The organism is Bacteroides sp. MSK.20.12 (genome assembly GCF_019052435.1).
Taxonomy (GTDB): domain Bacteria; phylum Bacteroidota; class Bacteroidia; order Bacteroidales; family Bacteroidaceae; genus Bacteroides; species Bacteroides xylanisolvens.
In genome coordinates this window covers 71,541-83,628 of record NZ_JAHQVH010000008.1, presented here as the reverse complement: position 1 = coordinate 83,628, position 12,088 = coordinate 71,541, and the positions used below count along the sequence as shown (strand labels likewise).

Sequence of the window (12,088 nt, the reverse complement as noted above, 5' to 3'; positions counted from 1 at the left end):
AATTACTTCTTCCTCATATTTATCTACAAATGATTCATATTAAACCTCCCAACACTTCCACCCTTTGTTGGCACAGATATACACAATGTACGAACGAACATGGTAATTGGGGAATTTTCTTTTTGTATCTGCGGCATAACCTTTCACTTGCTCTACGTGTTCTACCAGCGGTTCGGTGAGCGCAAGCATACGGTCGGCATCTTTGGAACGATAGTATTTAAATTCCACCACGCGATCGTCCGTGTAATAATCCGTGCCGGGGATGCCGATCATTTCAAAATCCGAACGACCGACGGAGTTATTTTGTTCGATGGCAAAAGTGTAACAATGGCTCAAATAGCGGGAGACAAGCTCGTAGAAAGAACAACGGATAAAGTTCTCGTTGATCTTATCGAAAACCTGTGCGGGGAATTGTCCCAGATATTGCTCGAAATAGTTCTGCACAAGGGGTTCAAAACTACGATTGGAATCATAAAGTTCATAAACCGGGACGTAACGACTGGCGTTACCTTCGATCTTGTTCAGTTGGTTGTAATAATCCATGTAGATGCTGCGCATGGTCATGTTGGGGAGCACCATGCGGTATGCACTCTTCAGGGTAGTCATACCTAAGTAGAACAGGCTGACGGGATAGAATTCTTTCTCAAAAAATTTCTTCTTGTTGAATTTGCCGGACAGATCTCTGACGTTGTATGACAATTCACCGCCTATCACCAGGGCATCGAGCATCTCTTTGGCGTTGTTCTGCGAAAGAGTCAGGCGGCGAATCCAGTTGATGTCCGTACGCAGGTTCTCATCGATCAGTTCGGAGGGAATACTTCCGGCATTAGCGGCAAATTTCTTAAAAAAATAAGTTAAGATAGTGGAGTTAAAAAGACGTTCACCGACAGGGCTAAAACAATAACCGTCGTAGTTGTTCACAATAAGCTGCCAGATTTCCTCGAAGCGTTCTTCGCTTGCACCGGGAGCATATTTATCAAGTACATAGCGCAAGTATGTTTTCGTTTCTTCATAGGTGAAGCCGAGCATATTCAAAAAAACGGGTTTGAATGTGAGGATTTCCGCAATGTTGTACCCGCTGGTCAGGTCGTCCATGATGACAGGCAATACGCCTGTGCAGAAACAAGTGCGAATCGTGCCTTCGCCGATACCCGCTTTGATAACTTTAAAAAAGGTGAGAAGAAAACTATCACTAGTGGTTACTTCCTCATAAAGTGAGTCATTATAGGAAGTAAGCAGTTGATTGGTGAAGTTATCGTATTCGTCAATCAATATATATGCTTTAGGCAATCCATGTGAGCTGATATAACCCAAAAGTTCCTCCAACATCTGCACAGCATTTCCTCGAGTTGTAAACTGAAAATCACCAAACAGGTCTCGGTTATGTTCTACCGTAACTTCCACGGGTCCACAATTCAGGTCATTGAAGTTCTGTACCACCCCTTCCATATCATCCGCCATCACCATAGCCGAGAAGTCATAACGAATCACCAAATATTGATTATGTTCTTCCGTAGGATGTTCGCCAATCCAGGTGCCGCCAAAAAGTTCTTCAAAACGATTCGCTTTCGTACGGTCGTAGTAGTGGGCCAACATGGAGATGAGCAGACTTTTCCCGAAACGACGGGGACGGAGAAAGATGGGAGCATTATAGTCTTCAAGCCCCGGAATGTAATTTGTCTTATCAACATAATAAAAGCCACGTTCACGCATTTCTGCGAAGTCGGCCACTGCGTATGGAATCGTTATTCTTGCCATAATCGTTGATCTTTTCTTTCGGTAAAGACAAAAGTACTAATAAATTAGTACCATAAAAAAGATAATGCGAAAAAGATAAATAAATACCAAGCTCAATTATGGCTATATACATAAGTCTTTGATGAAAAAGAGGGCAAAACAGAGAAAAAGATCAAAGTTATGCATTTAGCATGTATAGCCCTATACACGAAGGCTGCACAACTCTATACATGATGCGTGTATAGAGCTATGCAGCCTCTCTGCATAAACCTGGCGGGACATTGCTCCGCCAGGCCAAGAGAACATTTATGCCGCAGGATCGGGCGCCTCTCCTCCGCCGCCTTCGCTACCACCGGAACCGGAGCCGCCTCCTGCATCGGGTTTCGTGCCGACGTAGAAAGTAGCGATAGCGGTTCGGGGTGTCTTCAGGAGCGTGCTTCCTGCATACTGTGTAGTGACGGTGAGGGTATATTCGCCATCGGCCAGACCGGCAGGAACAATGAATGTGAGTTGTGACGGGTTGTTGACGGCCAACATATTGAGGTCGACAGGTGTGGTTTGTTCTTTGCTGTCGGTGATAGTGATGCCGACGGAAGAATCCGTACCTGCAATTTTCAACATACGGCCATTGACTGTGAACGGACGGCCTGCAATGGCGGTGGCAGGTGAGAATCCGGCAACGTACATCACGCTTTGGCGTTCGCCCAAAATACTGATAGAGGTTTGGGCGATAGCTTCACGCAGTTCTTTGTCTTGGGTGAAGGAGACGTAGACGGAGTTCTTCTCGGGATTCCATTTTCCGCCATCGATAACACCGCGGAGTTGCGCTACGGCGTGGTAAAGACCGGTGTTGACACTATATCCGCTAAGGATGAGATCGCTCACAACACGGTTGTAGAGCTTCACGACGTGCTCGATGGTTTCGGGACGGAGCCCGGTGTCTTCCTTGTGCATCTCATCGAGTATATCCTGCAACGAAAGATTACCGGACGATTCGAGCTGACCGATCTTATCGTCTTTGTTGTCGACGGTTACAGTGTTGTCGACTAACCAGATTTTCAATACATTCTTCATTATGATGTTGTTTCTACTTGGTTTTATGAATATTATTAAACGAAAAAATAAAGAATATCAATAAAAAGTTTACCGGATTGAGGCAGTCCGAAAAGATATTGTTTGCTATCATTTAACTCTGTCATTCAGAGCTAAGCGAAGAATCTACTCTTTCGAATATACAAAGAAAAGATTCTTTACTACATTCTGAATGACAGAATGATATACTTATCAGACTTACAGGGCAACCTCTTCCTTATTTTATTCCCTTACCAGTCTTTGCGGAAAGCATAAAATTGCGTCGCAACTCGAGCTTCTTGTACAGCTGCACTATATTTAGGATAATTCCCATCATTATTGTCATGGAAGCACATCAAAAGATTCTTAAATCCATCAACAACCATCGTTTCTAAATTATACTGCCTATAAGGAATGTTTTCTACAACCGCAACTTTTCCAAGTCCTTCGTCTATAGTGATTACTCTAGCTTTTGCCTGCAATTCTTCAAAAAATCCCATGTCTTCTGGGGTCCGTTCTTTAATATAAAGCGCAATTCCACCATAACGTTCTTTCGTCATCCCTGCAATGGGTTTGCGTTCCGAACCATCCGCCCAAGGATTTACCGGAGAATCCCAGATTACATTCCAAGCCAAGTCAATATAATCGCCCACTACAATGCCCTCTTGTTCTTTATTCATTGTGGCTGTAGTACCGCCATCATCTGCAAGAGTGAGCATTATATCCGGCATTGCTTCACGCAGAGCCTTGATTAATTTCGGATACGAAGTTTCATTGACAGTCGGTGCTTCGGCCTTGTCATATCCGGCTCCCTCATCACGCAAATGAATACCATCCAACTGAAACAGTTCTACAGCTACCTTAACTTGAGCCACAAAATCAATTATTTGAGGATCTGTCAAATTAGCGAAGCCTATTCCCGTTCCACCTCCTTCGATAGAAAGACACACTTTCAGACCATTCCGCCTCAACGGTTGAATGTACTGAACATTGTGCTTCAGCACATATTCCATATCTGGTGTATACTTCAAAATTACTCTCCGAGAGGAAGCATCATATCCCAAAAGGGCTTTGCGCACATTTACAATATCAACAACAGGTACATTTTCATAAATCGTTTCTCTGTCTCTACGAGATCTCAGATACTCTAGTTTAGCTGTAGTTTTGTCAGCTATCAAAGGATTCATCACTTCCGTATCAATATACGCTACTACTTTATAATCTTTTTTAGTTCTATCCTGATATTCCTCATCTCGTTCCGTGATAGAATAGAAAAGCTTATATTGATTGCCATCCTCGTCCATCGCTACCAATGGTAACAGATATTGAGACCCAGCCATTGAAGCATCAACAGTCATTCTTGATAAGGCAAAGCTTACCCGCGTCGATTTCCGTTCGCCTTTAGCTATCGTTACTTTTCCCTCGTTGGTAATAGTTAACTTATCTCCCGGTTCTTCTATCACGTTTTCTATAAATATATTATAATACTTTGCTGGCAAAGCTTTCAACTCCTCGTTACTTAAAGGAATATTCAAACCTATGGTAAAAGTCATGTCGTGCTCCGCCGGTTTCGCCAATTCCACATATAGTTCATCACCTGTCTGTACCACAAAGTCACGGAAGATAAGTCCACTTCCCGGTGCTGAAGCACTTTGCAAGGAAGCGGCTTCAACAACTTCTTCCGGTGACTGTGTAGATTTGTCATGCGCAACGCTTGGGTTCACCAATGCAGCCTCTTCCTCGCAGGCTCCCATTGCCACTGCTAGCAACGCACACAAAGATATATTTCGTATTATTCGTTTCATATATAGATTATTTAAAAAGTTCTACACACTTATTCCTGATTCACTTTCGGTACTTCGATTCCGCTCGGCCACAATTCCGCATCGGTTTTACTGTACATTTCGAGATGGTCACTACCTTTCCAGTAAGGTACTACCTTCGCATCGTTCCCATGCCCGGTTCGGTCTGCCATGACAGTGCCTGTCCCTTCGTCGAACTTCCAATAAGCACACAAAGCCGGTTCGGTTGTCGGGTTAGAGATTTCATACATATTCTGATAAATCTGTTCTTGTGTACGGGCTACATTCCAAATGCGAGCTTCACATATCTCACCATCAAACTGGCGGCTTATATCGTGCGACTCTCCATAAGAACGCCCAAAATAGAAGTTAAAATCACCCCCATTCCCAAATTCATCATCAGGTAACTTATCTCCCAAACTGATACTAGTCAAGTCACTTTTACCATGACTGGTACTTATACTTTGTAATTGTCCGTTTACATAGAAAGCAATAGTCGCAGTAGCTATATCCCATGTCAATGCCACATGATACCACTCACCTGCCAACAGTAATTTCTGGTTATTGATTTCGGGGAATTTACCAAACGTAGTCTGTGTTTGTAACTGTCGGTTCGGAAATTCTTTATCCCCAATACGCATCAGAAAATACTGTTCAATGCCCATTATAGAGGATATTTCTTGCTGGAAACTGTTCACTCGTATAATAGCTTCCATTGTTACCGCACTCAAGTTATTCACCACATCTGACGTCGAACTTCCTTTATCGAACCCAGGCACAGCAACATAAATATTCTTTAAGTTCATTGCCGTAGTAATGGCACTGGAACGGCGTACCAAATAATACATCGTGCGCGAACCGTCCATTACTCCCACTCCATCGGCTCCTCCAATGGAAAGCGGGCAGAGGTAAGTTACGTCAATCTCCAACTCATCGAGTTTGGAGAATTTAATGCCTACTTCTTCGGAAGTAGTCTTTCCGGCAGGAATCACCACTTCTGTTTTCAACAGCTGATAATATGTTTCAGGCAGCACTTCATAATGCGTGTCGTTCTTTGCATTATATTCACTAGTCAACGAAGCGTCTACCTTCAAGCTGACCTTCACATCATCCCCCGCCGGATAAGACAATTTCACCGCAAAAGTCTTCGTTTGGCTTGTCACCTTACGGTTAAAAGTGAAAGCCTCCGTATTTTTACTGGCAGCCACATTCAAGTATGCCGAATTATCGAACGGTGACTTTTCGCTGTAATCCGTATTATCACAGGCAACCGGCAGAAATAACAAAACTGCGGCTGCAAAGCACTGATAAAGTTTATGTATTCTCATAGCTTACATCGTTTAGTGAGCCGAAGCAGGATTCAGGAATTGAATACCTCCACGGGTCTGTTTATAAATAATATCAGTATCGTAGTAATCGGCAGAGATATTGTAAATAGCAATACCTCCCAATGGTGTTTCCATATTGAGAGCACCGTAAGCAGCACCGGCGATGGCATTGCGCGTCACTCCGTTATAGTCGGTCAATGTACCGTCAGGAGTGACAGCCAACAACAGACGGTCCGGAGCGGCCTTGCCATATCCGGTGGCATAAAATACGGAGGTTTCTATATCATATTCATCGGATGCACCGGAAATATCAAGTACGAAATAGTTGAAAAGGCTGCGCTGCGCTTCCGGCAACAAGGAAGGGGTACCTTCAAAAACTAACAGACACGGTGTCTGTCCCAAAGCATCCAGTAGCGACTTTAACGCCGAGACGTCTACCGCAGAGCCTTCCGAACCGAGGGCAAGCCCGTCAAATGTCCCTGTACGCACTGCCTCAACAGCAGAAGTAATAGAGGTATTCAGTTTATCTTTAGCCGTGCAATCTATATAGTAAAGCACTTTCGTACCATAATCCTCACGTACCAACTTCATATCCTCCCGGTCATATTCGGACAGACGGTCGGCATTACGCATCGTCACTATATCGATACTGTCCGGCAACGCACGGAGAAAGTCCTTCTCACTAGTAGATACTTCCGGAGCATTATCCAACCGGGCATAAACGACAGCGTGTTTCGTTGCTTTATATGCACGAAGATTCTGCGTATATGCCGCATATTCTTGCGGATTCTGTTCCTTAAACCCATTCACCTGACTATCGTGTATTTCCATTTCCGTCCAGTCGTCGCAACTGATGGTGGCAACCGACAGGAAAGTAGTCAGTAGGCATAACTTAAAAATTGATTTATATTTCATAATCTCATTGATTTAAAGGTTCGTTCTAGTTTGAAGATTGACTATTCTCAATGGAATGGTCTTTCTTATCCCACCAAAGTTTAGTTCCTGCGGCATCGGGACCATTCAGCATTTCTACAGCTTGATCGATGTATTTCGGATTTCCCGTATATTCATCTGCAGGGAAAGGCAGACGACGGGGACCGATTGTTACATTCACACTATTATTGGGGTCTTTATTCTCCACGGCAGGCAACAACTTCGGGTAGCCCGTACGACGATGTTCCGCCCATGCTTCCAGCCCCAGCGGGAATATTGCAATCCATTTTTGAGTAATGATACGCTCCAGGTTCCGTTCGAAATACTCCGCTCCAGGTTCCCAGGCAATCGTAATGGTACTTACCGCCGGATGGCTATACTTAATATCAGCCCCGTCCATCGGGTTCACATAGTCTATAGGCTTTTTCTCCGCATCCTTCACATATTGGTCCGCTCCGGTGGCTCCGCCACGCTCTTCGAATGAAAGGGCAATAGCCTTTTCATACAATGCCTGCGCATCGCCTCCCATATTCCAACCACGCAACGCGCCCTCGGCACGAAGGAAAGTCACCTCCGCCGCATTCATCCAGAGATAAGGATCGGTGCTGGAAATCACCTGCTTTGAGTAAAGGTTAATCATGTCGTCTTTCTTCTGGGTAAATATGCCGATACGTACACCGTAATAATCGTATACATCGACTTTCTCGCCATCCTGATCGACTGTTTGCACACCTTTGACAAACATCTTATCCAAACGCGGATCTTCATAACCTTTCATAATAGAAACTAAATCGGCACTGATACGATAGTCATTCCAGTTATTAAATAGCAACTCCGAACGGTTCTCCGCCACATGAAGCATGGCGTTGTCCTCATTCGATTCAATCACTCCGGCTTCCACAGCCTCCTGCGCAATACGTTGTGCTTCAGTAGGATTGACATAGCTCATACGCATGGCAATACGAAGTTGCATGGAATGTACAAACTTACGCCATTTGGAAATATTTCCGTAATACAAGTCTTCCAGTTTGCGGAAAGCCTCGGACGACAGGTCTTTGTTTTCCTCCAACACTTTATCCGCTTCTTCCAGTTCTTTCAGCATCTGTGTATATACCTGCTCCTGCGAATCGTAAGGGACAGCCAGGTCTTCACCCGAATTATCATTATCCATCATCTTCGAATAAGGAATCGGACCATAAATGTCCGTCACACGATGCATGATACACACCCGGAGAATTTTACCAAAAGCTAAAGCCACAGGGTCATCCGTCTTGTTCATCATATCGCGGTACTGCGGGTACATGTCTTTAATCGGATCGGCAAACGGGGATTTGAGCCATCCCTGTTCGGGATTGAAAGTAGAGAATTTCATCACCCAAGTGTCTACAATTCCTTCCAGATAACCACCGTATGCTCCTCCTGCCATGGCATCCATAAACTGGTAAAGGTGTTCACGTGTAGGAATCACCAATCCCTGCATTCCTTTGAGCGTAGCACCTACAATATGATTCTCACGCTGCATTTCTTCTCCGTCCGCTTCGTACATACTCCGGTTGATGTCGCTGTCGAAACAACCGCCCAACGGAAGCAGAAATAATGAAAGGATCATTATCAGAAGAATGTTATATATTCGTTTCATGTCCATCATAGTATTTAGAAGTTAATCTTTATGTTAAATCCTATATTCCGGGTACTCGGCATCATGAAGTAGTCGATTCCCTGATAATAGTTGTTCGTAGTAGCTACTGCTTCAGGATCGAAAGGAGCTTTACAGTAGATCATCCAGAGATTTCTGCCCACAAGGGATACATTGATATCACAAACATTGCCCAGCCAGCGGCGCGGAACGGTGTAACCGATATGTGCCTCCTGCAGACGCAGGTTGGTAGCACTATAAGTATAGTAGGTAGGCAATCCGCTCTGCGATGCTACCACTTCATAGAAGCTTTGCGGATTCACGCGGCTACGGCCGTTTATCCATACTCCTCCGGCATCACGCGCGGCAGCAGATGTTTCAGATACTCCGTAGAGATCAAGATAAGCCTGTGTTGCCGAATAAACGATTCCGCCCAAACGGGCTGTCAACAAGAAACCGGCATTGATACCTTTATAAGAGAAGCTATTATTCCAGGCTAAATTTGCCTTAGGAAGTACGCTTCCCAACTTTATGTCACCGGCATTGTCGATGGCTGTCACATTGCCGCTATCGTCAATCAGGACATTACCGTTAATATCACGCTTTAAATCGGCATGGGTATAAAGATCGCCCAGCGTACCACCTTCCTTCAGGATAAATTTCGCCTTTCCGAATCCGCGACCTTCATCGGTTTTGAGTTCCAGTTTATCGACGTTGTAAGTTTTGCCCGTTTCCGGGTGAACATAATCCTTCACTAGTTCGACGATTTCATTCTTGTTGGCCGAGAAAGTAAAGCTGCTGTCCCAGCCGAAATCTCCCCAACGATGCCCATAAGACAACATAGCCTCGAAACCATAGTTGCGTACATATCCGGTCTGTACATACAATTTGTCATATCCTGACGAAACAGGAAGCCGAGGATCAAATGTCTGATTATAAGTATTGGCGTAATAGAAAGATCCGCTCAATTTGAAATCTTTAAACAGGGTTGCATCCAGACCTACTTCCCATGAGTCAGTACGCTCAGGGTATAGTTTACCAATGGGATAATTCGTCTGCGATTTCCAGTCCTGCTTATTGGCATCATACGAGTAAGTAGGATAGGTAAGAAAACGAGGATAAGGATTACCTACGGAACTGAACGATCCACGTACTTTAAGATAATCCACCCAATCAGGCAGTTTCAATATTTCAGTGATGACAGCCGAAAGCCCTACGGAAGGATAGAAGAATGAAGCCTGCGGAGAATGTGTCAGCTGCGAAGCCCAGTCGTTACGTCCTGTAACGGTGAGATAAAGCATACTTTTCCACCCTACTTCGGCACTGGCAAAAATAGATTCGGTCGCTTCGCGCCAACCCACCTGCGTAGCACGTTTTTTTGCGTTGTCAAGGTCGTAAACATTGAACAGATTAGGAATACCAGTTTCTCGTATAGGCCCCGCATAGCCCAATTCCTTACTAGTCACTCCACTATAACTGGCACCGATATTGGCTACAATCGTAAAATCCTGAATACGTTTATTAATATTCACCAACACATCGGCATAAGTCTGCGAATATTGTCCGTTATTTACTGTATAATGGCCTTGTGAACTACCGTCAGTCAGCGTGTTGCTACTGCTTGCATAAAGCTTGCCTTCATATTCGCTATGAGTATTGTCGATGCGAACACGCCCTGCCACATTCAGCCAGTCAAGAATCTGGTAACTCAAACCTGCTGAAGCCATATAGCGTTTCTTATTGTTGAGACGGAGATTACGGTAAGCAATCCAATAAGGATTCTGCATACGAAGGTCACCTTCGCCCTGCGGCCAAAACTGTACGCTAATTTTCCGGGCTTCATCCCAACGCTCGAAATTCTTCACTATAGAGAAATCATCCCCACGAGGGAAAAGATAAGCAGAAACCAACGGATTGGAGTACTGCCCCTGATTGGTCATATTACGGTCGTTCTGAAGAATATAGCTTGCACTTACATCCAGTTTCATCTTGTCATTCAAGAAACTGGTCGTATTGCGGAAAGTGAAATTATATCTGTTATACCTATTGTTGGGAACCATCCCTGCCGAATTGACGGCAGCTGCAGAAAAGAAAGTCTGATTTTTATCCGTTCCGGTAGACAACGTAACGGAATTTGTATATACTGCACCCGTATCAAAAAAATCATCCGGCTCATATCCTGTCTGAGCAGCCGAGTTCAACTTCGGTCCCCAGCTATAAATATTGGAATTTCCTGTTTTACCATTACTACCTGTACCATAACGGTCCTGGAACTTGGGCATCTTAAAAGCATTCAACCATTCGATGCCACTTGATACACCTACTTGCAGCTTACCTACCTGTCCTTTTTTTGTAGTAATCACAATCGCACCGTTTGCCGCATTACTACCATAAAGGGCGGCAGCTGCCGCTCCAGTCAGTACGGAAATGCTTTCTATATCTTCCGGATTAATATCAGCAATGGCCTCGGTAGCTCCCTTTGAACCAAATTCCGTATCTCCTCCGCCACCGAAATTATACATCGGAATGCCGTCAATCACGTACAAAGCGTTACTACTCTGTTCAATAGACTTTGTTCCACGCATCACCACTCTACTTGCCCCACCGACACCGGAAGAGCTCGTATTGATAGTAACACCCGCAACTTTACCATTCAGGCTGTTTACAAAATTAGCATCCTTAATCTGGGTCAGTTCGTCGGACTTTACTTGCTGTACGTTGTAGCTCAATGCTTTCTGCTCGCGTTTGATGCCAAGTGCCGTTACAACGACTTCACTCAGCAGTTTTGTATCCGAAGCCAGTTGCACGCTATATGTATTCTGTCCGGTTACTTTTACCGTCTGTGGAGTGTAACCTACATAACTGATACTCAACACACTTCCTGCAGGAGCTTCGAGCGAAAAGTTACCGTCTATGTTTGTGATAGTTCCAATGCTTGTACCTTCCAAACGTACATTGACACCAATCAACGGTTCTCCGCTATCATCCAGTACGCGTCCGGTGATACGTTTGGTGGAAGCAGTTTCGGTTGCTTTCTGTTCTTGTGGAACGATGATGACATATTTTCCTTTGAGCTGATACGTATATCCTGTACCTTTTAGGATTTCCGTGAGAGAGTTCTCCAACGTGGCTTTTTCCAACGCCAAATTGATGGAGGGTTTGTTTTTCAACTGCGACTCGTTGTAACCAACGGACAGTTTCGTTTGTTTTTCCACTTCTTTCAATGCCTCGATGACCGATATGTTTTTCTTATGGATCGTAATCCGGGCATTACTACTTTGAGCAAAAGTAGGGGTAGAAAGGAGCAGACAGCACAAAAAAAGCATAAATACTCGACTGATTGCCTGCTTATTGGCTATAAATTCATAAATTTGCTGCATCTTCTTAGTATTAGTTTATACAGATAAAGTTAGATTCTCGAATTTAGTAGCGTCTGGTTAACGCTAATAGTAAGAATTTCGATTTCACATCCGGGGGAAGGTTGCAGCTTCTCCCGGATATTTTTTCCGCATAGGCTCAATGTATTTTAAGGTTAATATTCAGTGTTTACAAGTTCTATTTTGTTCCCCGGTGCCGAAGCA

The 12,088-nt window shown here is 44.3% G+C and carries 7 protein-coding genes; all 7 read right to left on the bottom strand.

Annotated elements, in window-relative coordinates:
* Positions 1 to 39: 39 nt before the first annotated feature.
* The 7 genes from KTR06_RS06405 to KTR06_RS06375 all read right to left on the bottom strand — a co-directional run bounded on the left by KTR06_RS06405 (position 40) and on the right by KTR06_RS06375 (position 11,887).
* A complete protein-coding gene (locus KTR06_RS06405; RefSeq protein WP_217290082.1) occupies positions 40 to 1,758 on the bottom strand; it encodes an ATP-binding protein in 1,719 nt (572 codons plus the stop codon).
* A 285-nt stretch (positions 1,759 to 2,043) separates the two neighbouring features.
* Positions 2,044 to 2,811 (bottom strand): DNA-binding domain-containing protein, encoded by a 768-nt coding sequence (locus KTR06_RS06400; protein ID WP_008024820.1) that lies wholly within the window; start codon positions 2,809 to 2,811, stop codon positions 2,044 to 2,046.
* Positions 2,812 to 3,059: 248 nt separating this feature from the next.
* Complete coding sequence (locus KTR06_RS06395) at positions 3,060 to 4,613, bottom strand: glycosyl hydrolase family 18 protein (protein WP_008024822.1); 1,554 nt, start codon at positions 4,611 to 4,613, stop codon at positions 3,060 to 3,062.
* A gap of 29 nt (positions 4,614 to 4,642) precedes the next feature.
* Positions 4,643 to 5,938 carry a DUF1735 and LamG domain-containing protein gene (locus KTR06_RS06390; protein ID WP_217290081.1) on the bottom strand — a complete coding sequence of 432 codons (1,296 nt, stop codon included), beginning with the start codon at positions 5,936 to 5,938 and terminating at the stop codon, positions 4,643 to 4,645.
* A gap of 12 nt (positions 5,939 to 5,950) precedes the next feature.
* A complete protein-coding gene (locus tag KTR06_RS06385; RefSeq protein ID WP_008641125.1) occupies positions 5,951 to 6,853 on the bottom strand; it encodes a glycoside hydrolase family 18 in 903 nt (300 codons plus the stop codon).
* 25 nt (positions 6,854 to 6,878) lie between these two features.
* Positions 6,879 to 8,519, bottom strand: a complete 1,641-nt coding sequence (locus tag KTR06_RS06380) for a SusD/RagB family nutrient-binding outer membrane lipoprotein (RefSeq protein ID WP_008641124.1) — start codon at positions 8,517 to 8,519, stop codon at positions 6,879 to 6,881.
* Positions 8,520 to 8,524: 5 nt separating this feature from the next.
* Positions 8,525 to 11,887, bottom strand: a complete 3,363-nt coding sequence (locus tag KTR06_RS06375; protein ID WP_217290080.1) for a TonB-dependent receptor — start codon at positions 11,885 to 11,887, stop codon at positions 8,525 to 8,527.
* Between the last annotated feature and the right edge of the window lie 201 nt (positions 11,888 to 12,088).